This window comes from Streptomyces sp. NPDC006012 (assembly GCF_042871185.1).
In the GTDB taxonomy this organism is placed as follows: domain Bacteria; phylum Actinomycetota; class Actinomycetes; order Streptomycetales; family Streptomycetaceae; genus Streptomyces.
In genome coordinates this window covers 26,919-48,459 of sequence record NZ_JBIAIE010000028.1, presented here as the reverse complement: position 1 = coordinate 48,459, position 21,541 = coordinate 26,919, and the positions used below count along the sequence as shown (strand labels likewise).

The following is a 21,541-nucleotide window of genomic DNA, read 5'->3' as shown; positions in this document are numbered from 1 at the left end:
CAGGAAGAGGGGCGAGGGGGTGTCAACGGTGGCGGGGGAGGAGGACGGCGGGCAGCGTGTCGAAGGCCCGCATGGTCGCGGTGCGCCGCCGCACCCCGTCGCCGGCGGCCTCCAGGCGGGCGGGGTGCTCGGCCAGGGCGGCGACCAGGGCGCGCAGGCCCGCCTGGGCGACCGTCGTCCCGATGCAGGAGTGCGGCCCCCACCCGTAGCCGAGGTGGCGGTTCGGGGAGCGATCGAGCACCAGGTCGTCCGGGCTCGGGAACGCGGCCGGGTCGCGGTTGGCCGCCGCGAACAAGGTGACGACCTTCTGTCCGGCCTCGATGCCGATGCCGCCGATCCGGCAGGCCCGCACGGCGGTGCGGGTGGTGCCCTGCACGGGGCCGTCGAAGCGGACCAGTTCGTCCACGCCGGTGGCCAGTAGCGCCGGGTCCTGCATCTGCTCCAGGGCGCCGGGGTGGGTGAGCAGCGTGTGCACGGCGTTGCCGACGGCGGCCGCCATCGTGCTGTAGCCGCCCTGGAACATCACCCGCGCCGAGTTCTTCACGTACAGCCGCGCCGAGGCGTCGGCGTCGGGGCCGGTGCTCTGCCGCACCTGGGCCAGCAGGCCGGGCCGGGGCGAGGCCGTGAACCAGGAGTCGACCAGGTCGCTCAGCCGGTGGCGGGCGAGGCGGCCCGGCTCGACGAGCGCCGGGTCGAGGCCGCCGTCCATGCTCCGCATGATCGCGTCCGACACCGCGGCGTATTCCTCGTACGGCGGCGGCTCGACCCCGAGCAGATCGGCCACGACCGCCACGGACAGCGGCACCGCGATCTTCGCGACCACGTCGAACGCGCCGGTTCCGGCCAGAGAATCGAGCCGCTCGCGGACCAGGAGCCGCGCGCGGTACTCGATGGCGTGCAGGTCCTGGGCGCGCAGCGCGGTCATGAACAGGGACCGGACCCGGTTCTGCTGCGGAGGGTCGAGCGTCTGCACGCTCAACGACGGCTCCGGCACCGTGCCCCCGGTGCGCCGCGGGTTCCGCGCGAACGCTGCATGGTCACGGAGCACCTGCACACTGTCCGCGTACCGGGTCAGCGCCCACGACTCCATGCCGGTGTGCCAGAACACCGGCTCCCGCCGGCGCAGCTCGGCCAGCACCGGGTATGGGTCGCGCAGGATGTCCTCGGCCAGCGGGTCGTAAGCGTCGGTCGCGGGCGTCATCGCAGATCCTCTCCATCAGCGGGAAGGGGGCGGGCCCGTCGTGACGGGCCCGCCCCGGGGACTTCCTCGGATCAGTGGTCGTACGACATGGCGGCCCCCTTTCCTGCGCGTCGATGGCGATGGGCGTCCGGCGTGGGGCGGACAGGTCGCGCAGACCCTCGCCCGCCGGACGCGACGAGCAGCCCGGCGAACGGCACAAGGCCCGCTAGGAGCACCCGCCGCCCGTGTCCCGCCCCGTCACACGGGTGGCGGGCGGGACACGTCGAGTACAGCCGTCGCCGGCCTCACGGCACAGAGGAAACACCTATCCCCGCCCTATCCCCGGTCTTCCGGAACCGCCCTTCCGGACACGGCGCCGGTGGTGCAATGGGTGGGTGGACGATGAGATCCGCCACCCCCTGGCGCACGCCAGGAGAGCCCGCGGATGGTCGCAGGAGGAGCTGGCGCTCCGTATCCGGCGGGCCGCCGCGCGCCGTGGCCTGCGCTCAGGAACCCGGGGCTCCCGCGTCTCCAAATGGGAGACCGGCCGGGCCGATCCGGACGAAGCCGAGTCCCAGCCGCTCATCGCCGAGGTCTTCGGCATCGACTACGCGGCCGTCGCCCATCTCGGCTGGCCCTACTGGCTCCCGGGACAGGACATGCCGCTCCCGCTCGGCCCGCACAACGCCGTCCCCTCACTGCGAGAGGCCCTGATGACCTCGCTGGACCGCCGGTCGTTCATCGCCTACACCAGCGCGTCCCTGGCCGTGATGGCCCATCAGTGGGCCATCACCGAGCCCGGCCGGTTCCCCCGCACCGATCCGCCCGGCGAAGTCGACGCCGAGATGCTCGACTGGCTGGAGGGAGCAGGAGCCGAACTGATCCGTCTCGCCACGGAACGTCGGCACCACACCCGCCACCTGCTCGACGCACACCTGAGAGCCGTCACCGACCTCATCAGCGAGTCCCGCTACACCGCCGCCACCGGGCAGCGACTGCACACCCTGGCCGCCTCCCTCGCGCAGGCCATCGCCTGGCAGCACTTCGACGAACGCCGCCACGCCTCCGCCGGCCGCTTCTGGCACGCAGCCCTCCACAACGCCCACACAGCCCACCAGCGCGACCTCGGCGCCGGCATCCTGTCCGATCTCGCCTACCAGCTGCTATGGCTCAGGGACGCCCGCGCCGCCGCCGACATCCTCGAACACGCCATCCCTCGCACCCAGCACCCCGCCGCACGGTCCCTTCTCCACCTGCGCCAGGCCCGCGCGCTCGCCGTTCTCGACGAGGCAGGTCAATGCCGCCGGGCCCTGGCCGCTGCCGAGAAGGCGCTGGACACCGTGTCCGCCGACCCCGCCCCTGCCTGGTGCTCGTGGATGTCCTACGCCGACCTGGCCGCAGACGGCGGCCGTTGCCTCGCCGATCTCGGCCAGCGCCGCCAGGCCCACCGGCTCATGGACCAAGGCATCGCCCTGCTGCCCACCCCCCGCAGCAAGACCAAATCCGTCTTCCTCACCTACCAGGCTGAGACCTACCTCCGCGACGGCAGTCCCGACATCGCGGCGGAGACCGCCACCCGCTCCCTCGACCTCGCCGAACAGATCGACGCACCCCGGTGCGTGGCCATGGTCCGTGACCTCGAACCCGCCTTCACGCCGCACGCGCACACGGGCGGCGTCGGTGAACTCCTCGAACGGCTCCGCGCCGTCGGGTGAAGCACCTCCCGGCGCCGATGGTCCGACGTGTCCGACCCCACCGGTAGCTTTGATGATCCAGAGCTAGGAGGGGCGCGTGGATCGCCAGGGTGTGAAATTCCCGATGATCGTGCAGGGCGAGGGTGAGCTGGACCGGGACCGCGCCTTGGTGGCCTTCCTGACGGAACGGATCAAGGAGCGGGCGAAGGTCGCGGAGGAGGGCGAGGAACAGATGCTCGCCGGAGTCTCCCGCGTGCTGGCCGAGTTCGAGGAGAAGATCGAGCACCCGCACCGGTACGACGAGCAGAACGACTACTTCGCCGGACAGCTCCAGGCGCTCGGCTGGTCGCTCCGCTGTGCGGCCGCCGCCTTCTCCGAACACCCCGACTTCCGCGAGGACTTCCGGCCGTGATGCCCAGACCGGAGGTCGCCCAGCGTCCCGCCGGCGACATCGCCCTGCCGCCGACCCGCGCCGAAGACGCCTTCGCCCAGATCCGCGAGGCCCTCGGCGAGGTCGCGCCGCGCGACCCGGTCACCCGGGAGCTGGGCCCGCGCCGGCACCGGATGGACATCCTCCGGGACATCTGCCGCGTCGACACCTTCACCACCGTCATGAACTGGCTGGCGTCCTCGACGATCCCCAGCGTCAACAGCAAACGGGCCTACGCCGACGACCTGCGGTTCTGGCACTCCTTCGCCCGGGAGCTCGGCCACGAGCGCTTCTACATCGGGTGCATCACCCGGGGCGACATCACCACCTGGCGGCTCAGCGAGGAACGCCGCGAGCGCGCGGACCGCAGCATCGCCCGCCGCCTGTCCGCCCTCTCCTCCCTCACCACCTTCGCGGCCGAGGAGTCCCAGACCTTCATCCCCAACCCCGTCACCCGCCACAACCGGCCCCGCATCGACCGGCGCGACGAGACCACCGCCACCCCCATGATCGAGGTCGAGGACCTCACCGACCTGTTCGAGTGGGCGGAAAGCCTTCTCGACGTCGTAGTGATCGCCCTCGTCTACACCTTCGCCGGCCGCGTCTCGGAGTGGTGCGCCGCCGACGTCGAGGACCTCCACAACGGCCGCACCCCCGCGATCGACCTGACCCGCAAGGGCGACAAGGGGCACCAGTGGCAGCTTCCCCCCGGCGTGCCCGGCCTCCAGGAGCTCCACCTGCTCCTGACGCGGCTGGTCGGAGGCCGCACGACGGGGCCCCTGCTGGTGGACGCCCAGGGCGAGCGCCTGGACCGTCATGACGTGGACCGCATCCTCACGCGGCTCGGCAAGCGCGCCGGCGTCCTGCCCGGCCGCGATCTCACCCCGCACGTCCTGCGCGTCAGCCGTCTGACCCACATGCACGACGACGGCGTGCCGCTGGCGGAGATCCAGGAGTTCGCCGGCCACCGAGACCCGGCCACCACGCTCACCTACATCCGCCGCCGCGGCGACGGCGAGCGCCGGGCCAGGCACGCGGCCGCCGCAGTGGCGAAGTTCCGCCCCCATCTGGACCGATGGCTGGCGCGGACCGCGTGACGCCCTCCCTCCGTCGGGCATGGTGAGACGCATGAGCGAGCGCACGTTCTCCACGGCCACCGCGGTGGCCGTCGCCGAAGCCGTCCGTCCCTGGCTGGGGCAGAGCGGCGACCAGCCGCCGCCGGCCGCCGCGATCGTGGCCGCCCTGCGGGCCGCCGAAGCCGAGCACGGGGGTCCGGTCCGCGACCTGTGGGGCCACGCCGCGGGCAACGCCGAGCACGCCGCGGCCGCCGTCGACCCGGCCCGCGCCGGATGGCTCTGGGCGACCTCGCTCGACTATGCCGCCCGCGCGGTCCAGGCCGCACCGACCGCCGCCGTCCCCCCTTCGGGTGGAACTACCCACACCGCCCTCTGCCTGGCGTCTCGCTGAGACGTCTACCAGCTGCGACACGACCAAGTGGAAACGGGAAACCCCTTCTCCTGCCGCCGCCCCGCCCCGAGCCTGGAGCCATGAACCCCTTACCCGTCACGATCGAGTCCTTCGGCTTCCGCCACCAGGACGACCAGCCCGTGGGCCATGCCCTCCTGTTCGACGTCCGGGGTCTGCTGCCCCGCGCCGCGGCGGGCCGGCAGACCGTCACCGGCCTCGACCCCCAGGTGCGCGGGCAGGCACGGCACAGCGAGTGCGCCGAGGAACTGGTCGAGCGCATCGCGGGGGAGACCGCCGCGCTCCTCGCCTACGCCGGGCCGCGCGGCCGGAGCGTGCACGTCCTGATCGGCGGCACGGACGGCGTGCACGGGAGCGTCGCGGTGGCCGAGTGGGTCGGCGAGATGCTCCGGGAGCGGCTGGGCGCCGACGGGCCCCGCGTCGAGGTGACCCACCGGCACATCACCAGGAGCGCGGTACGGCCGTAGGGGGCCGCCCGGCGGACGTCAGCGGCAGCCGTAGGAGCGCAGCAGGTCCCTGGACGTGCCATCGGCCGGAGCCAGCGGACGGACGCCGCCGTTGACCGCGTTCTTCAGCTTCAGCGGCGGGAACTTGTGGCCCTTCGCCGTGCCCTCCGGGACCGGGCCGCCCGGCCAGACCTCCATGACGCCGCTGTGTTCTCCGCCGTTCGCCGGCACGGTGGTCACCACCGAGGCGTTCTCCCGGCCGTACGGCGTACCCGCCAGACACCGGCCGGTCCCGCCCAGCTCGCGGTCGAAGCGGTCCCACGACGACATGAACACGTGCGACGAGGCGGTGCTGACGCCCCACACGAGGGCGATCATCGCCCCGATCGTCACCCACACCGCGCGAGGGGCCAGACGGTGACGGCGTGCGAGGAGGCGGCACAGCAGTCCGCCGAGTACGCATCCGGTGAGGGCGCTGGTCAGCCAGATGATGGTGACCAGGGGCTGCTCCAGCAGCAGGTAGGCGTCCGCCGTGACCGTGACGGCGGCGGCGAGGAAGCCGACGCCGCAGGCCAGCACCAGGGCCATGGCGGCCGGGTTCGCCTCCTGCGGGGAGGCTCCGGCCGGTCGGGCTCCGGTCGAGGTCGTCGCGGTCACGCGGGGGCCTTTCTGCTCGCGGCGTGTCGGTGGCGGCAGCATCCCACGGCTCGCTGACACCGGCCCCGCCGCTGTCACCGAAACGTTGACAACCGTCGCCTATGGCGTGCGCTTGATGCTCGCCAGGCGCGCCCGCATCTCCTCGCCCACGTCGGCACCGCTCATCCACTCGGACAGGCGGTCGTGGTCGGCCGCGGGCAGCGCGCCCTGCTGGACCCCGGCGTAGAGCAGGCCGCTCATCACGGTCGTCTGGACCGTGTTCGGCGAGCACAGGGACGTCAGGAGATTTTGAAGCAGCGCGGCCATCGCCGTGTCGCCGGCCCCGGAGGCGTCCACGTATGCGCGGAACAGCATCGAGGCGCGCAGCTGGTCGGCGAGGAGCTCGCGGTCCTCCGGGCTGGTGGCCGCCTCGGCCAGCAGGTGGTCCTCGATCTTCTTGGCCTGATCCAGGTCGCCAGCCACGAGGGCATCGCGCAGAGCCGTCGCCTGCCGAGTCTCGAAGATGTCCGGCAATGGCATCGCCACGGGAGCCCCCTGTCGTACGCGGTCGGTCCGTACGAGGGTATGCCGCTTCCCGGGCCGCCGGGGGCGGTGTTCGAGAGGGCGGCCGAGATCAGTCGGTGTCCGGGCGCGGACGGTGTTCGTCGACGAGGTCGGTCAGCCACTGGGGGATGTAGTGGCCGGGCTCCCCGGGGGAGAACGTCCGCTCGGCCTGCTCGCCGGTCTCAGCGCCGGTGCGGTCGAGGCCGGGGCCCCGCACCGTGACGATGCCGGTCTGCTCCCAGCGGCCGCCGCGCTTCTCGTACGTCACCTCTGCCACCGAGGCGGTCAGGCCCCGGCCGACGCCCGCGGCGATCTCCCAGTGGCCGGGGATGTCGGCGTTCACCTGCTTCATCGGCCCTGCCTGCTTCGCCATCGCTCTCACTGCTTCCTCGTCCAGCGGGTGGTCCGCAAATCTACCGCGAGCCGCGGAACCGGTTGAACGCGTCGACAGGGCGGCCCGCGCTCGGGCACCATAGGTAGCCGGCAGAGGGATAATGAGTCCTCAAAGATCGAGGAGGAGGGAAGTTCCGCGTGACGACGAGCCCAGTGCAGGAGGACCCCGCCCCGGTGAGCGAACAGCTCTCCGACCTGGTCAGGGAGGTGCTGGCGGACCCGGAGGTGACCGAGAGCGTCGGCAAACACGTTCGGTGGGTGGAGGGCACCCTGCACCGGGCACTGAAGGAGAAGGACTACCGGGACCGCTACGGCGCATCGCTGAAGGACCTGCTCGGACCCGGCGCCGCCGCCCTGTGCGACATGACCGACGAGGGGCAGCTGCGGGCGAAGGAGCTGAAGACCCCGCCCAAGCACGTGACCGCCTCCCAGCGGCGCCGTGCCAGCATCCTGCGCCGCCTCGCCGCCGCGGCCGGAGTGCCCAGCGGGGCGTACTCCTACCCCAAGCCGACCCCCAAGGGCACGATGCCGGCCTGGGCCCGCAGCGAGCTGCACAACCGGGTGCGGACCGAGGTCGACGCCCGCCCCTCCGACCCGGGCCGGGCCCGCTTCCTGGTCGTCCTCGGCACGGTGCTCGACACCGCCGCGCGCGCCGGGGAGCTGTGCACCATCGGCATCACCGACATCGCCCCCGACCTGTCCCTGGCGAAGATCACCCGCAATCCCCAGGCCGACGGGTCCGACCTGCACGTCACCGAGGTCTGGCCGCTCTCGCCGGTCACGCAGGCCGCCCTGGCCCACTGGCTCCCGATCCGGGCCCGCCTCACCGAGGACCTGGAGGGCGGGGCCGGCGCCCTGTTCGTCGTCCTGCACGGCAACCGCGCCGACCACCGCCAGGGCGCCTACAAGCGGGGGATGCCCCTGATGCTGCGCGGCATGATCGGCAGCTACCGGACGCACGTCCAGGAGCTGAAGGCCGACAGGACCAACCGCGGGGGAGCGGGCTGGGAACTGCCCACCGGGCTGGAGCAGCTGCGCCGCGGGGTGCAGGAGCGCCGCGACTCCTACGCGGACGAGCGCCGCGCCGGGGACCGCAAGCCGAAGTGGGCCCCGTTCCTCGTACGGCGCCCGCTGCTGAGCGAGGAGGCGGAGAAGAAGGAGAGGCAGGCCACCGCCGCGGCGTTCGCGGCCGTCGCCCAGGCCGTCGACGCCTTCCACCAGGCCCGCACGGCCGCCGGGGACGACACCGATCCGCGAGTCCTCAAGGCCCGGCGCGCGCTGCGCGAGGCGACCAGGACGGCGTGGGCCCGGTCCGACCACGCCACCGTCCTGAAGCTGCTCGGGCAGGCCAAGCTGGAGAACGCCGACCTCGACGCCGCCGGGTACGCCGCCGAGCTGCTCGACGCCCTGGAACGGTCGTGAGCCGGTCCCGGACTTCCGGGAGGCGCGTAGGGTTCAGCGGCGTCCGGCACCGGGCAGGAACAGGCCGGTCGACGTCAAGGAGCAACCGATGATCGTGAAGTTTCGGCGCTGGTGGGGTACGGGGTCGCCGCTGTGGCGCCGTCTCGCGGCGACCGCCGTGTTCGGCGCCGTCGCCTTCGTCGCGGCGCAGGTGTCGGCACTCGCCGGGGGCAACCCGGTCCTCACCTTCGGCCTCGCCGGCCTCGCCGCTGTCGCCATGATCTTCTTCGGCTTCACGCTCATGATGGCCCGCGCCCGCGGAGAGCACGCCTACTCGCCCGGCTGGTACCGCCGGTTCCAGGAGCAGGTCCACTCCGCGCGTTGACCGGCGGCCGCGGATGGGTACGCGTACTCATCCGCGGCCGCCGGAGCCCCGGCCATACTGGCCGTCGCGCGACCCGTACGCGAGCACCGACAGGAAGACCAGGATGGACAACCCACGAGAAGACTCCGGCCGACCGGCCGGGGCCGGCCCGGACTACAGCGACCTGTCCAACACCGCGGTCGCCTACCGCTGGGTGCCGGGCGAGCAGGGCCGCGAGCCGGGAAGCCAGGAGCGCATCACCGCCGAGCTGGCGGCCGGCCTGGCCATGCACGCCGAGCGGCAGGGCGCCCGCCTCATCGGCGACATGAACATGGACTTCCCCCAGTTCCGGCACCTGCCCAAGGCGGTGCGGCGCGAGCTGCTGCGGACGATGTGGCGCCAAGAGCGCTGGTGGCGCTTCGGCTCCCTCGTCCTCGTCCGGGCCTGGCAGCGGACCCGGCCGGTGACCGCGGCGGAGACCAACCGTCCGACGCCCCGGCGCTGATGCCCGCAGCCCCGGAGGGCCGCCACCGTACGACGACGGTGGCGGCCCTCCTGTTTGTCCCGGCGGCCCCTCAGCGGCCCGCCAGGGCCAGAGCGCGCGCGTGGTCCTCCACGTACGCCTGCATCCGGCGCTCGTCGAAGGCGAAGGCGTGGGCCAGCATCACCGCGGCGAACCAGCCGCCCGACAGCAGCAGTTCAGGATGGTCCTGCCCTGCGGCACCGGGCCGCACCCAGTCCTCCACGAGGTCCAGGGCCTTCTGCTCCCTGCCGGCCAGCTCCTCCTGGTCGACCTCACCGGTGCGGTGCAGCTCCTCGGCGAACAGCGCGGCGACGCCGACGGTGACCGCGTCGGCCGGGTGCTCCACGGCCGGGTTCGGTCCCTGCTCGCGCACCGTGCGGGCCTGGACGTCGAGCCAGTGGCTGACGGCCGCCGGATCGCCGTCCTGGGTGATGGCCAGCGCGGCGACCGCCGTCCGGCCCAGCGCGCACACGATGGGCACGAGCTCGGCGCGCAGGTCCGCGCCGTGCGCCCACGTCGACATGTAGCGCAGGCCCTCGTCGACCCCGCCCCGGGCCTGGTCGATCGTCTGCTCCAGCCCCTTGCGCTCCAGCGCCCCGCCCATCAGCGCCCGCACCAGGGTCAGGGCGGCCAGCTGGGGACCGACGGCCGCGCGCACGGCATCGCGGTTCATCGCCCGCCCCTCTCGTCGGCGGCGGCCGGGGTGCCGATCGGCAGACCGGATCGGTGCGGGGAGCGCTCGGCGGCCAGGTGGGCGCCGTGGTTGTACGTACCGGCTCCGGCGGCGTGCATCCAGTGAACGGCCCGCCGCAGCCAGTCCGCCGCGGTGTAGTCGGCCGGCCGGGTCTTGGAGCGCACCCGTTGCCAGTGCCGCTCGCGGCCCAGCTCCGCCCGGATCTCGGTGAGCGGCTTGCCGTCCAGGGCGCCGAGCACCCGGGCGTGGGCGAGGGCGTCGAAGGCGCGGTCGTCGTCCAGCGTCGAGGGGAGCGCCGCCCGCGCCCCGGCCACCGTGCGGCGTACGGACGCCAGGGCGTACGGGAGCTTGCCCACCCGCCCCTCCTCGACGCCGAGCTGGTCCCGTACGGCGGCCGCCGCGGCGGTGAAGGCGGCTCGGTCGACGCCGACCAGGAGGCCGTCGTCGAGGCGGCGCCCGATCTCGTCCAGGGTGGAGGTGCACGCGCTGGTGAAGGTGTCGGCCAGCTCGCCCAGGCCGTCGAGAGCGGCCGCCAGGTCGGCGGTGGTATCGCCGGGTGTCTCCCAGTGCTGGCAGACGAAGGCGTACAGCGACCGCTCCGCCTCCCACACGGCCCACGCCGGGGTTCCCGCGACGGCGGGCAGCGCCCGCTGGATCGAGCGGCCGTACGCCCGCGCGCTGTAGCGCTTCTCCGGGACCGGCCCGGTCAGCTGCGTGGTGACCGGGCTCTGCCACGTCTCCTCGGCGCGCTCCTCGCCGGGCTGCGGCATCGTCCCGCCCGCCACCGCACACCACTCGCCCGGCGGGTAGAGGACCGCTTCGGCGCGCTCCTGCTCCGGGGACGCGGCGATGACCTCCGGCAGCACGGCGACCGCGCCGGAGGCGTGGGCGGTGTGGCTGGTCCACTCCCGCAAGTCGTACACCAGATGCGAGGCGTCGCTGAGCGACCGGTGCACCGGGTTGTCCGGCTCGCGGTCCGGCTGGTGCCAGTCGGGGATCAGGCCGCCGCCGTACGTCCGCACCAGGTCGCGGTAGGCGCTCAGGTGCTGGTGGGCCGCCTCGATCTGGCGGGCCATCAGCACCGCGACCGTCGAGGGGACCTCGGCTGGCCGGTGCTCGAAGGCCCGTACCGGAGCGGTCCCGGCCGCCGAGACGTCCTCGACGGCCACCTCGCGCGCGGCGGGGCGGGTGTCGACCTCCAGGTAGTTGCGTCCGCCGCTGTAGGGGTCCGGGTCCGTCACGGTGAAGTGCCCGGCCAGCACGTCGAGCAGGGCCTGCGTGGCCGCGTCGTCCCCGGTGATCCTCACGCGGGCGACCCCGGGCAGGGTTCGGCGGCCGCTCATGACAGCGTCCCGCGGACCGCGACCAGACCGCCCAGGAGGTGCCCGGCCCCGGCGGCCCGGCTGACCGCCTCCAGCCACTGGTCGCCCTGGCGCTCTCCCACGCTGCCGGACGGCACCACCAGGAGCAGCGCGCTGCGCTGCCGGGCGGCCTTGCGCCACTCGCCCGGCGTCGCCCACCCGCCTTCCTGCCGGTACCAGGCGCCGGTGCTCGCGGTCATCACCGAGACCAGGCGGCCCCCGTCGCACCGCAGGCTCCACCCGTCCAGCTTCGGGAACGGCTGCTGGCCGGAGAGGTCGACGGGCTTGAAGCCCTCGGAGAGCCGGGCCGCCAGCCAGCCCTCGGCGCCGTACGCGTCGGGCTCGCCCGGCTCGATGAGGACCAGGGGCACCATCCCGCCGCCCGGCCGGCGGGCGAGGCTGAAGGTGGTGTAGTCGGCGTTGCGGGGGTGCTGCTGCCCGGCCGGCCTCTCCGGCTGGCGGTCCTCGGGGGCGACCTCCAGCCCGCGGCGCTGCCGCTCGGCCATCAGCTCCGCCCACGGCCACACCCGGGTACGGCCGCAGCCGGGGTGCGTGAACACCGGGTGCACCGTGTCGAGCTCCCGGCCGTCGAGGGTGAGGGTCCGCATCGCCACCCCGAGGTGGATCTCCGGTTCCGCCGCCACGTCGAGCGGCTGGTCGCACAGGAAGCACTCCACCGCGTCGCCCGCGGCCGCGGACTTCTCCGCGTGCTGGATCAGGGCCTGCATCTCCTCCCGGTCCAGCAACTGGTCGATGCCCGCGCTCAGCAGGTAGGCGGTGCCGCCGGCGACGTCGAAGCGGCGCGGCTCCTGCTCCTGCTGTCCGTCCGGGGCGCCGTCCTCGGCGGCCGGGGAGGCGGGGGCGGCGCCGGCGGCGGCCGCCCACAGGTCGAGCGTGTCCTCCAGGAGCGCCTCCAGGTCCTCCGCGCTCATCTCCTCGACGGCGGCGAGGACCGCCGGGCCGTACCCGTCGCGCCCGGTGTCGTGGGCCACCGCGTGGAACCGCCGGGTGGCCGGGGAACAACCGAAGCCGGGGGAGGGGAGGAGCGCGTAGACGGTCCCGGCGAGGCTGGCGACGACGAGCCGGTCACCGGTGAGGACCTGGTCGGCCAGGCTGGCCTGGCACGACCGGCACCTCTCCAGGCAGGCGCCGATCAGCGCGGAGGCGGTCTGCATGTCGGCCGTACGGTCGGCGCCGAACCCGGAGCCGTCCAGCGCAGGCAGCTCGGGCCCGCGGTGGCAGTGGACGGTGCCCGACTGGGCGGAGGTGTAGGAGGCGCCGCTCGCGGCCTTCTTCGCCTTGATCCGGTCGCGCTCGGCGTGGCTCTTGCGGCGGCGGGTCTTGTCGTTCTTCGGCACAGCTGACTCTTCTCGGCGCGGCACGGTCCCATGACCCGGCGCGCACGAGGATCAGCGCACGGCGGAGGAGGTCGTCGAGGACGACGACGGGGAACTCGTGCGCTGGCGCGCTGCCGTCTCCGGCGGCTGACCAGGTCCCGGAGGACCCTGGCACCTTTGCCCTCGTGCCGCTCGGTCATGGGCCGCAGCGACGGGCTTGGGCCTACGCGATGCCCACACCCAGAATACCGGTGCGCCGAAACGAATCCAGGGTGAAACCGGCCATGTTGGACGCTTTTCCGGCCGTGCGTGTCCCGCCCGGGGGGCCCGCCGTTGTACGCGGCGGCGCGGCCGCCCGGCGCGTCACCGCGCGCGGCGACGCGGCCCGTCGTCGCCGCGTCGAGCGAAGGATGCCGATGACCCCCCAGCAGGACGCCACCGAGGACCACATCCGGAGCGCGGTGACCGCACTGGTCCGCGTCTTCGAGAACCTCGGAGCCGAGCACCAGGCCCTGACGGCCGAAGAGGCGAAGACCTCCGCGAAGGAACGCCGCGGCACCGTGATCCGCATGGCCGAGGACATCGCCCAGACGGCCCGCACCATCTCCTCCACCATCATGGAGCTGGCCACCGCCCGCGGGCTGCGCGACCTCGGCGTCCCCCACCAGTTCGCCAAGGACGCCGAAGGGCGCGACTACAGCCCCCTGCTCACCCTGCCCGCTCCCTCCGACACGCTGTACGACGCGGTCACCTACCTCTCGGAGGCCGCCGACACCCTGGGCCGGGCGTACGAGCCGACCAAGAAGAACCCGGGCCTCGCGGTGGCCCGCTGCCCCAGCCACATGAGGGTGGTCTTCACCAGCCTGGGAACAGCCCTGGGCGCAGTGTGCGCCGACCTCGCCACGAAAGACGCCGAGGTGGCACAGGACTACGCTGCCGCCCAGGCTCTGCTGGTCAGGCTGGAGGACCGGGTGTGCCGCACCGTGCCCGCCCAGGGTGCCGGCCTGAACGCGGACCAGGTCGCCGCGGCGATCCGGGCGGACCCGGCGGTGGCCCGAGCGGCCGCCGCCGCACTGGCGGAGAGCGCGTGAACGCAGGCCGCCCCGGCAGGCACGGGGGGAGCCTTCCGGGGCGGTGCTGAACTCAGCGTACGGGCGCCGCTGCACGCGGGCACCGGCTTTGCGTCAGCCGCCCGCCATCAGGTCGTCCACCCACCCGGCGAAGCCGTCCTGTCCGAGCGCGGCCACCCCGTACATCGACAGGAATACGGCCGCGTAGTGGGCCGACACCTCCCGGCCGTGTGCGGTGTCGATGTCCACGCCCCCGGTCGGGTGTCCGGCGCTGGTCGCCTCCAGGTAGGCGATCAGCGCCGCCCGCGTCGCCTCGGGGGCCAGCGCGGCGAAGGCGTACAGCCGCTCGTCCTGCTGCTGCGGCGACAGCTTCACCCCGGCCGCCGTGGCGAGCGGGACCATCGTCTGCATGGACCGGCGCACCAGCATGAAGGTCTCGGTGGCCACCTCGGAACTCGCCGCCATGCGAAGCTGGGCCCGCGCCACCTGGCCCGGCTCGGCCAGGCCGTACCCCCGGACCAGCTGCACCGCCACCTGCGCCGCCTCCTGGAGGGGATCGGCGGCGGGGGCGGGCGTGTTCCCGAAGAACCCCAGCGCGTCCATCGTCATCAGGAGCTCGGCCTGCGAGGTCGAGACCTGCTCGGCGGTGGCGACGGTGGCCTCCCACGTCTCCAGCCAGCGGCGGACGTTCGACCGGCTCAGGTGCGCGGCCTGCTGGCGCAGACACCGGATGGCGGCGGCGTGGACGACCGCCACGAGCTTCGGACCCTCCAGGGCGACGTCGCCGAAGAGGCCGGAGAGCGAACCGGCGTCCATGGCCCGCAGCGCCTCGGCGATGTCCCGCTCGATGTCCGCCGGGGCCACTCCCACCGGGCCGAACATCTCCGGCAGGCGGGCACCGGGGTCCTTCTCCCGCAGCTCCGCGCCGCCCTGGCGCAGCAGCATCCCCACCACCGACACGGCCCGTTCCGCCGTACCGCTGTCGGCCAGCAGGTCGGCGTGAGCCCGCAGCACGGGCGCCTGGTCCGCTCGGAAGTAGCCGCGCAGCAGGCCCAGCACCGCGGTGTGAGCGGCGCGGAAGTCGGCCAGGTACGCAGGGTCGGCGTCGGTAGTCGTCACACCGGTACAACGAATCGCCCGGTCGGCGGACACGCCCGGCCGCGTTGCCCCAGGTCCGCCGCGTCGTTCACCGGTCATGAGCACCACGCCGCACCCCAGCGCCGCCCCGGCTCTCGCGCAGCGGGCCGAAGCGCTGGCCGAGGCCGCCTGTGCGCTGCACGACGTCTCCGGCGGCGCCGGGCCCTGGGCCGCGGCGTCGGCCGAGGACGCCATCGAGGCCGTCGAGACCACCCTGCTCGCCCTGGCTACGGCGCACACCGCCGCCGGGCCCGCCTTCGCCGTCCTGCGGCAGGACCTCGCCCGCCTGCGCCGGGACCTGGGACTGCCGCCGGGCGACCTCCCCGCTCCCGGCCCCGTCCGCAGTGCCGCCGTCACGCCCCCGGACGGACGAGGTCGGCGGCCGCAGCGCCGCGGGCTCGGCCGCGGCTACGTCCCGCTGTCACCGCTTCGTTGACAGCCGTGCGGCGTCCGCCTCCCGACGGACCCGCGCCACCTCGTCGAGCAGGGCCTTCACGACGTCGCGCACCCGCGCCGCCTCGCCGGCCCGCTCGCCGGAGGGCTCCGGCGGCGGCTTCCCGTACGGCATCAGCCGCATCCGCATCGTCTCCAGCTCCTCGACCAGCTTGGCGCCGTTGCCGCCGTCCTCCGCCCTCAGCTGGGCGTCGATGGACCGCAGGGCGTAGGGGGCGATGTAGTCCTCGGCCAGCTCCGGCCACGCCCCGGCGACGTCGACCAGAGCAGCGGCCGTCTCGCGGATGCGGGGCAGATGCGCGGCGCACCACGCGTCCACCGCCCGGCGGCGGGCGCGCTCGCCCCGCTGCGCGTGCACGTCCCGGTCGCGGCTGTGCGAGTGGGCGGCCCGTTCCAGCCGTGTCGCCCTGGCCTCGGCCGCCTGCCGGTGCTCCATGCCGAGGCTATCCGCGATCCGCTGCCAGGACGCCTTGCGGTTCCGGGCCCCGCGGATCAGGTTCCCCTCCAGCGCGTCCAGGCTTGCGCGGGCCGCCTCGACCTGTGTCAGTGCCGCCAGGAGATCCTCGGCCGGCACCTCCGGCGCCTCTTCGCCGTCCCGGGCGAAATACCCGAACGCCTGGGCCCGCACCGCCTGCATCACCGTGATCGGATCGAGGTACTGGCCCTCCACGTACCGCTCGCGCAGCAGCTCCTCGGCCGCCTCAAGCACACGCTGTCGCTTCACCGGGTCGATCGCCATGACCCCACCCTTCCACCCCGGTGCTCTTGTCACCAAAACGTTGACAAGCGTCGGAGGGGCCCGGCGGCGCCCCGGGTAGGGTCGCGCCATGTTGACGGACGAGCTGAACAACAGCGCCATCCACCAGCGGGACATCTCCGCCGACCACTTCGGCGTCGGGGACGTCGTGCACGTGATGGCCACCGTGGTCGAGGCCCGCCAGGGCCACCCCTTCTTCACCTACACGGTCACGGGACAGACCGGCGACCACGCGACCGGCGAGACCGCGCACGTGCTCAGGAGCGACCGCTCCACCGTGCGGGCACCCGCCCGATACCTGATGCACCGGACGGCCTGCGCCGAGTGCAGCGCCTTCGAGGCCGTCCTGCGCAACGAGATCACCACCGCCGACTACGGCGAGGACACCCAGCCCCACGAGGTGATGCTGATGGCCCGCTCCGACGACGGCCAGCTCCTGCACATCCTCGATGTCATGCGCCTGGAAGAGGGCACGGCCTGACGACCCGCAGTACCTGTCACCGGATTGTTGACAGGCGCTGCGGGGTGCCGTGCCCGCCGCGAGCCGGGCCGCCGCAGCGACTCAGCCGTACGTGGAACGGCACAGCTCGACGATGTTCGAGCCGACGCCGTTGCGGGCGGCGGAGCGGCACAGCGTCCGCATGTCGGGGTTGGCCGGCGGGCCGGGGCGCGGTTTCTTCGCCCGGGGCACCGGCGGGGCCGCCGGACGCCGCGGCGCAGGGGCGGGGCGGGGCGACCGCAGCCGGGGCGGCGGCGCGGCCGCCCGCGGAGGAGCGGTCCGGCGCACCGGGGGCTTCGGGACGGCCGCAGCCGGCCCGGCGTCGTGCCCGCGGCCGCGCGGCCGGTCGTCGTCCGTACGCACCAGGGCCTCGCGTGCGGGCGCCTGGCTGGGCGGAGCGGCGGCCGGGGGAGCGGCCGCCGCGGCGGTCGTCGCCGGAGGCGGGACCGGGCGGCCCTCGGCCCGCACGCTGACGCACGCCGTGGCGGCGAGGAGGACCAGCGGGATCAGCAGGACGGGACGGCGGCGCATCCGCCCACCGTGGCGCAGGTGACACGGCGCGGCCGCGCCGACACGGTCACCTCCACCTAGACGTGTGACGGCATAGGCCGGGGCGGACGGCTCAGTCGAGGTCGCTCAGCCGGTGCGGTACGAACCTGGTCCTGCCCTTGACCTGCTCCTCGGCCGTGAGTCCGGCGCGGCTGCGGCGAGCGATCCTGTCCAGGACCCCGCTCGGACCCTGGCTCTGCTCCCGGTCGGCCTCCTGCCACAGGTGCAGAACGTCCTCGACGTCGCCCTCGTCGCCCCCCAGGGCGTGCACAAGGGCCTGCACCGTGTCCCAGCGCGTCAGGACGGCCCCGCTCAGGACGTTGCGCACCGCGGCGGCGGCCGGGTGGCCCGTCACCGTCTCGACCCGCCGGGCGAGGTCCTCGGCCGAAGGCCAGTCCGCCAGGGACTGGAGGCCGCGGAGATGGTCGGCGAAGGCCCGCCGCGCGGGGTAGAGGTCGGGGGGCGGCAGGCACGAGGGGCAGTAGGCCCGCAGGTTCCCCTGGCCGGCGTCGGTCGTCAGCGCGCAGAGGTCGGTGGCGGCACCGCACCGGTGGCACTGCCAGTCGATGTCCGGCGCGGTGCGCGGCAGAGGCTCGCCCCTGCGGAAGGTCATCACCGTAACCTCGGTGGGCGAGGCCGGCCCGGTGGCGGTCGGGGCAGTGTGCCGGACGGCCTGGGTGTACTTGGTGCCGGTGCGCTCCTTGCGGGCGCGGGCGCGGGACTTGGGGCCGCTGGCTCCGCTCTTGGTCATGACAGCTCCGTCACGGGAACCCACGCATCCCGCCGGGCTCGGGCGCCATCAGCGCGGGCAGGGTGTACTTCGTTGCGCGGGCCCGCGCCGGGAGCGCCCGGGGGTCCTTGGCCACCGTCCGGCAGCGTGGGAGCCGGACGTCCTGCGGCGTGCGGCGTGCGCGTCCTGCCGCTGGTCGGCAGCCTACCGCGCCACGAACCCCCGCTGTCACCGGAAAGTTGACACCTGCCCGGCCGAGAAGGGCGGGTGACGCCGAGGCGCGGCGCCGGGCGGTCTGGCAGCATACGGGCCCGGCAGCGTCACCGGAAAGTTGACACTGCCGGGCCCGTGGACTCGGCGCCTCGCGCGGCCTGAGATCAGTGGATGTACTTGCTGGCCACCCAGCCCGTACGGCCGTCGAGCGGACCGTTGAGCACGTAGACCCGCATCCACCCGGCCGTCTTGGCCTTGCACTTGACCTCGACGCCGTCGCCCTCGTGCAGGAGGCCGAGTGCGGAGTGGCCCGTCCCCGGGCCGGACCGGAGCTTGAGGTTGGTGGTCGGGTAGGTCCACCAGTAGCCGGCCGGGTACGTCTTCCCGCAGGCGGAGGTGCCGACGACGGACGCCTTCGCCGGTGCGGCCTGGGCGGTGCCCGCGAGCGCCGGCACCATCAGTGTGGCCGCGGCCAGGGCGGTGAGCAGTGCTTTACGCATGATCCCCCTCGTTCCATGATCATGTTTGGGTCCTGTGCACCGTAGCCGCCGTCAGCCGCTGTTCGGCAAACGGTTTTGGCGTCGCAGTGACGTACCCCCCAAGTCACAGAAGCCTCAGACGCCCCCGTGAGCGCCCGGCGGCGCATCCCGCACGGAATCGGGCACGAGAGCCCTGAACGCGCCCCAGGGCCCGCGTCAGGCCGCTTCTCGACCTGTCTGCGACCCGAGGAGGCCCCGCCACCTGCACCGATGCGGTGCCCTGCTTCTTCAGTCGCCGCGCGAAGCGCGTCCTTTCCACCCCTTCCACGGACCCGCACCCGGCAGCGGTGGGTCGGGGGAGCACGGAGGAGAAGCCGAGCGGATGGGTGGGGCGGGGCCTGCCCGGCCCGTACGGCGCCGAGGGGGCCCGCGCACCGTGACCCCGGCCCCGCCCCACCCATCCGCCCCTCTTTCGCGCGCCCGCGGCGCGCTCTCTCCCACCAGGGGGATAATTAGTCCTCGCGCTCTTGATCAATAGGTGGGCGCCCGCTCCGCGTACAGGTGCGACGGCGTGGGCCGTGGGCCGGGCCCGGTGCCCATCGGTACGGCGCACTCCGCTCCGCAGCGCGACGCCGCTACTACGTCGCGGGGGCTCGCCGCGGCACGTCGGCCCGGGTGTCCCGAGGGGGAGTGGGCCCAGTAGGGCCCACGGACCCGAGGGAGAGAGACGGTCGCGGGGGACTCATTATCCCCTAGCCGGTAATGGAGGCCGGTTGGGCGGTCGGGCAGGCGGCGGAGACCTTCGGGCAGCGCGGAGGACAGCGACGGCCCGAAGCTCTCAGGGCTTCTGGGCGAACCGGGAGCGCGGCGGCCGGCGGTGCGTTGGCTCCAGCCAACACGCCCGCACACCTCGACCCTCAACTGTTGGCTGGAGCCAACACGCCGGAAGCCCGCCCCCACGCGGTGGGAACGGGCTCCAAGGTTGGCAGGCGGGCGGCTACTCGTCGGCGGCGCCTCGAAGGGGGAGGTGCCGAACCGTCGCCAGCGGCTCCTCCGGCCGGTCGTCCTCGGCCGCCAGCTCCAGGACCTTGTTGCTGGCCCGGTAGAACGGAACCGTGCCGACTCGGAAGGCCAGCGTCAGCCAGCCGTCGGCGACCAGGCGGCTGATGCTCTTGGATGTGCTCCCGCGGCTGATCTTCACGGTTTCAGCAACGACCTTCGCGGTCTCCCTGACCGTGTCCCCCAGCGGCGCGGCCGTGAGGTAGTACGTCAGCACCCGGAAGTCGGCGCCTGGCAGCTCGGCTGTCTCGACGAGGAGCTTGCGCATGAGGTCGACCGAGAACGGGAGGGCGCGCGGCCGCATTGCGGTCGTGGGCGAGGTCATGACGCCTCCTTCTTCTTCTGGGCCGCTGAGGCCGGGGCGGGTACCACCGGAAACCGTGCGTCCTTGACGGCTTCCACCTGGATCGCCGCGGGGCCGTCGAAGGCGGCTCGCGGGTTGACCCTATAGAAGGTGATCCGGCCGATCTTCTCCGCTTCGAGGAGAAGTCCGCCAGCGTGCAACGTACCCAGGAGCGTCGAGATCGTAGCCGGACGTCCCCCCAGGATCTCACCAATCTCCTTGTAGGTGAGCCTCAGCGGCTCAGCCCCATCCGGCGAATGGGCGAGGTAGAAGAAGAACAGGTCCCTGTGCTTCGCGGTGTAGCCGCTGTCCCTGGCGTAGAGCTTCGCCAGGAGAACCTTCGGCACGTTGACGTGGCGCCCCGGGTGAGGAGTCCAGTCGTAGCGGACACGGGTTCGCTGAAGTGTGTCGTCCTCGAAGAACGACATCTGCACAAGCTCACCGGTTTCGTGGTTCACGGCCTTGCCGCGACGAACCGGGTTGGCCCCTGACATACCCCTCCTCACCTCGGATGATTGCCTATACGCAACCGCAGGGGCACACCGTATCCGGTGCGGTTGCCTATAGGCAAGGACCAGGGTGCACGGCGCGGCGAGCGCGTCCTGCGCACCCGGAAACGCGGCTTTGGGTGCCCAGTTGCGTATAGGCAACCGCAGAGGCCGAAACTGTAATTCGAGTGGCAGTTTGGAGCTACTCGGAAACGCTCTGACCAGGGGAAACGATCTTCTCCTCTAACTACGTAGTAGACGTCCGCTGCCGTCTGCGGGCGGTGAGGCGCCTTCGGCGCGTTCACCGGGGCTGCGGCCGGACGACGGCTTGCCGGTCTACCGGAGTCGGGGGCAGTAAGGCGGCTTCGCCGCGCACCGAAAAGCACGTAGCCCCGCCGACCCCCCTCCTTGCCAGCCGTCTTTCCCTCCCCCGGCCCCGGGCCGGCCCGCACCACCACGACGTCGAGCAGCTCCTCCAGGCCCTCCTCGACCTCGACCCCTCGCGCCCGCCACGACGGCGCCGCCGGCCGACGACGGCGCTCCGGACTCGCCCCGGCCACGACGGCACTGCACCACTGATCCCAGGGGCAACTGTCCAGGGAGGGCCCCCTGGGGCCCGAGCGGTCAAGCGCGCAGGCCGCGGAGCGAAGCGGAGTGGCCGAGCACTTGAGGACAGGCGGCAGTGGCTGGTCCAGCGCAGCCGAAAGGCGCTGGTGGGGGGTCCGGGGGGAGGCGCCCCCCGGCGATGGGCGGTCCAGCGCGCCCTGGGCGCTGGCGAGGGGTCTGGGGGCGAGGAGCCCCCAGGTACCGGCCCGGAGGGGCGGGACGCTGCGGCAACGGTGGGCGGTTTACGTGACGGGCCGCACCCGACTGCGGGTCGTGGGGCTTGGGGAAAAGCAGCTGGCTACGGGAGGGGGTGGGTGGCGTCGGTGATCATCTTCGGGAGGTCGGACGCGTGGGGGCCGGCCGCCGTACCGCCGCCGTCTCAGCAGCAGGAGCGTGAACGGTCCACTTGCTGCGGCCGGGGTCGAGCGTGAGCAGCTGCTGCCGCGAGGTGCCCGGGGCGGGTCGACCGCTCCGCTCAGTGCGGCCGAGGGGGTGGTCGCAGTTGGCCGGCGGAGGAAGCGACTTGATCGGCGTGTGCGCCGTTGACCGCGGCGGAGCCGCCTTTCGGCCTCAGCTTCGTGGGACCTGGAGGTTCACGCGGACCCGGTACGAGGCCAACGCGCCGTAGGCGCCACCGAGGCCGGGCACGC

General features: G+C 73.5%; 25 protein-coding genes. 11 read left to right on the top strand and 14 right to left on the bottom strand.

The genetic code is table 11. The features are described 5' to 3' along the window. Positions 1-22: 22 nt before the first annotated feature. Positions 23-1,201: a cytochrome P450 gene (locus tag ACFYPJ_RS32755; RefSeq protein ID WP_389025052.1), complete on the bottom strand. Its 1,179-nt coding sequence runs from the start codon at positions 1,199-1,201 to the stop codon at positions 23-25. Positions 1,202-1,575: 374 nt separating this feature from the next. On the opposite strand from ACFYPJ_RS32755, the gene ACFYPJ_RS32750 reads away from it, so the two are divergent. The 5 genes from ACFYPJ_RS32750 (at position 1,576) to ACFYPJ_RS32730 (ending at position 5,256) form a co-directional block, all read left to right on the top strand. Continuing rightward, the gene (locus tag ACFYPJ_RS32750) at positions 1,576-2,895 is read left to right on the top strand and encodes an XRE family transcriptional regulator (protein WP_389025050.1); all 1,320 of its coding nucleotides are present in this window, start codon (positions 1,576-1,578) and stop codon (positions 2,893-2,895) included. A 76-nt stretch (positions 2,896-2,971) separates the two neighbouring features. Continuing rightward, complete coding sequence (locus tag ACFYPJ_RS32745; RefSeq protein WP_389025048.1) at positions 2,972-3,286, top strand: hypothetical protein; 315 nt, start codon at positions 2,972-2,974, stop codon at positions 3,284-3,286. Beyond that, positions 3,286-4,401 carry a tyrosine-type recombinase/integrase gene (locus ACFYPJ_RS32740; RefSeq protein WP_135788890.1) on the top strand — a complete coding sequence of 372 codons (1,116 nt, stop codon included), beginning with the start codon at positions 3,286-3,288 and terminating at the stop codon, positions 4,399-4,401. Before ACFYPJ_RS32745 ends, ACFYPJ_RS32740 begins: the two co-directional genes overlap by 1 nt. 31 nt (positions 4,402-4,432) lie before the next feature. After that, complete coding sequence (locus tag ACFYPJ_RS32735; RefSeq protein ID WP_389025046.1) at positions 4,433-4,771, top strand: hypothetical protein; 339 nt, start codon at positions 4,433-4,435, stop codon at positions 4,769-4,771. Positions 4,772-4,851: 80 nt separating this feature from the next. Next, the gene (locus tag ACFYPJ_RS32730) at positions 4,852-5,256 is read left to right on the top strand and encodes a hypothetical protein (RefSeq protein WP_389025044.1); all 405 of its coding nucleotides are present in this window, start codon (positions 4,852-4,854) and stop codon (positions 5,254-5,256) included. An 18-nt stretch (positions 5,257-5,274) separates the two neighbouring features. Here ACFYPJ_RS32730 and ACFYPJ_RS32725 read toward each other — a convergent pair whose 3' ends face one another. The 3 genes from ACFYPJ_RS32725 to ACFYPJ_RS32715 form a co-directional block, all read right to left on the bottom strand. After that, the gene (locus ACFYPJ_RS32725) at positions 5,275-5,892 is read right to left on the bottom strand and encodes a hypothetical protein (RefSeq protein ID WP_389025043.1); all 618 of its coding nucleotides are present in this window, start codon (positions 5,890-5,892) and stop codon (positions 5,275-5,277) included. Between the two features lie 99 nt (positions 5,893-5,991). Continuing rightward, positions 5,992-6,417 carry a hypothetical protein gene (locus tag ACFYPJ_RS32720; protein WP_389025041.1) on the bottom strand — a complete coding sequence of 142 codons (426 nt, stop codon included), beginning with the start codon at positions 6,415-6,417 and terminating at the stop codon, positions 5,992-5,994. Between the two features lie 88 nt (positions 6,418-6,505). Beyond that, positions 6,506-6,808, bottom strand: a complete 303-nt coding sequence (locus ACFYPJ_RS32715; RefSeq protein WP_389025040.1) for a hypothetical protein — start codon at positions 6,806-6,808, stop codon at positions 6,506-6,508. Positions 6,809-6,966: 158 nt separating this feature from the next. Here ACFYPJ_RS32715 and ACFYPJ_RS32710 point away from each other — a divergent pair, with 158 nt between their 5' ends. The 3 genes from ACFYPJ_RS32710 (at position 6,967) to ACFYPJ_RS32700 (ending at position 9,098) form a co-directional block, all read left to right on the top strand. Further along, a complete protein-coding gene (locus ACFYPJ_RS32710) occupies positions 6,967-8,250 on the top strand; it encodes a hypothetical protein (protein WP_389025038.1) in 1,284 nt (427 codons plus the stop codon). An 88-nt stretch (positions 8,251-8,338) separates the two neighbouring features. Next, a complete protein-coding gene (locus tag ACFYPJ_RS32705) occupies positions 8,339-8,614 on the top strand; it encodes a hypothetical protein (protein ID WP_389025036.1) in 276 nt (91 codons plus the stop codon). 103 nt (positions 8,615-8,717) lie between these two features. Beyond that, entirely contained in the window at positions 8,718-9,098 is a 381-nt protein-coding gene (locus ACFYPJ_RS32700; RefSeq protein ID WP_389025034.1) for a hypothetical protein, read from the top strand. Positions 9,099-9,168: 70 nt separating this feature from the next. On the opposite strand, the gene ACFYPJ_RS32695 is transcribed toward ACFYPJ_RS32700, so the two are convergent. The 3 genes from ACFYPJ_RS32695 to ACFYPJ_RS32685 are packed head-to-tail and all read right to left on the bottom strand — an operon-like array spanning position 9,169 to position 12,529. After that, positions 9,169-9,789 (bottom strand): hypothetical protein, encoded by a 621-nt coding sequence (locus tag ACFYPJ_RS32695; RefSeq protein WP_389025033.1) that lies wholly within the window; start codon positions 9,787-9,789, stop codon positions 9,169-9,171. Next, positions 9,786-11,153, bottom strand: coding sequence for a hypothetical protein (locus tag ACFYPJ_RS32690; protein ID WP_389025031.1), 1,368 nt, complete (start codon positions 11,151-11,153; stop codon positions 9,786-9,788). The genes ACFYPJ_RS32695 and ACFYPJ_RS32690 overlap by 4 nt, the downstream gene beginning before the upstream one ends. Next, positions 11,150-12,529 carry a hypothetical protein gene (locus ACFYPJ_RS32685; protein ID WP_389025029.1) on the bottom strand — a complete coding sequence of 460 codons (1,380 nt, stop codon included), beginning with the start codon at positions 12,527-12,529 and terminating at the stop codon, positions 11,150-11,152. The genes ACFYPJ_RS32690 and ACFYPJ_RS32685 overlap by 4 nt, the downstream gene beginning before the upstream one ends. 395 nt (positions 12,530-12,924) lie before the next feature. Between ACFYPJ_RS32685 and ACFYPJ_RS32680 the strand changes: the two genes are divergently transcribed. Beyond that, a complete protein-coding gene (locus tag ACFYPJ_RS32680; RefSeq protein WP_389025027.1) occupies positions 12,925-13,599 on the top strand; it encodes a hypothetical protein in 675 nt (224 codons plus the stop codon). Between the two features lie 93 nt (positions 13,600-13,692). On the opposite strand, the gene ACFYPJ_RS32675 is transcribed toward ACFYPJ_RS32680, so the two are convergent. Then, entirely contained in the window at positions 13,693-14,697 is a 1,005-nt protein-coding gene (locus tag ACFYPJ_RS32675) for a hypothetical protein (RefSeq protein ID WP_389025025.1), read from the bottom strand. 76 nt (positions 14,698-14,773) lie between these two features. Between ACFYPJ_RS32675 and ACFYPJ_RS32670 the strand changes: the two genes are divergently transcribed. Continuing rightward, the gene (locus ACFYPJ_RS32670; protein WP_389025024.1) at positions 14,774-15,151 is read left to right on the top strand and encodes a hypothetical protein; all 378 of its coding nucleotides are present in this window, start codon (positions 14,774-14,776) and stop codon (positions 15,149-15,151) included. Here the strand turns inward: ACFYPJ_RS32670 and ACFYPJ_RS32665 are convergent. Then, the gene (locus ACFYPJ_RS32665) at positions 15,137-15,907 is read right to left on the bottom strand and encodes a hypothetical protein (protein WP_389025022.1); all 771 of its coding nucleotides are present in this window, start codon (positions 15,905-15,907) and stop codon (positions 15,137-15,139) included. The two genes, ACFYPJ_RS32670 and ACFYPJ_RS32665, sit on opposite strands and share 15 nt — an antisense overlap. Positions 15,908-15,995: 88 nt before the next feature. On the opposite strand from ACFYPJ_RS32665, the gene ACFYPJ_RS32660 reads away from it, so the two are divergent. Beyond that, positions 15,996-16,406: a hypothetical protein gene (locus ACFYPJ_RS32660; RefSeq protein WP_389025020.1), complete on the top strand. Its 411-nt coding sequence runs from the start codon at positions 15,996-15,998 to the stop codon at positions 16,404-16,406. Positions 16,407-16,487: 81 nt separating this feature from the next. Here the strand turns inward: ACFYPJ_RS32660 and ACFYPJ_RS32655 are convergent, their stop codons facing one another. From ACFYPJ_RS32655 to ACFYPJ_RS32635, 5 genes are all read right to left on the bottom strand, one after another. Next, entirely contained in the window at positions 16,488-16,955 is a 468-nt protein-coding gene (locus ACFYPJ_RS32655; protein WP_389025019.1) for a hypothetical protein, read from the bottom strand. A 91-nt stretch (positions 16,956-17,046) separates the two neighbouring features. Next, positions 17,047-17,724, bottom strand: coding sequence for a hypothetical protein (locus ACFYPJ_RS32650; protein WP_389025017.1), 678 nt, complete (start codon positions 17,722-17,724; stop codon positions 17,047-17,049). 356 nt (positions 17,725-18,080) lie between these two features. Then, on the bottom strand, positions 18,081-18,416 hold the full coding sequence (locus ACFYPJ_RS32645; RefSeq protein WP_389025015.1) for an SH3 domain-containing protein: 336 nt from the start codon (positions 18,414-18,416) through the stop codon (positions 18,081-18,083). Between the two features lie 976 nt (positions 18,417-19,392). Beyond that, entirely contained in the window at positions 19,393-19,779 is a 387-nt protein-coding gene (locus ACFYPJ_RS32640; RefSeq protein ID WP_135788875.1) for a helix-turn-helix domain-containing protein, read from the bottom strand. Continuing rightward, a complete protein-coding gene (locus ACFYPJ_RS32635; RefSeq protein ID WP_389025013.1) occupies positions 19,776-20,291 on the bottom strand; it encodes a helix-turn-helix domain-containing protein in 516 nt (171 codons plus the stop codon). Before ACFYPJ_RS32635 ends, ACFYPJ_RS32640 begins: the two co-directional genes overlap by 4 nt. Positions 20,292-21,541 lie beyond the last annotated feature (1,250 nt).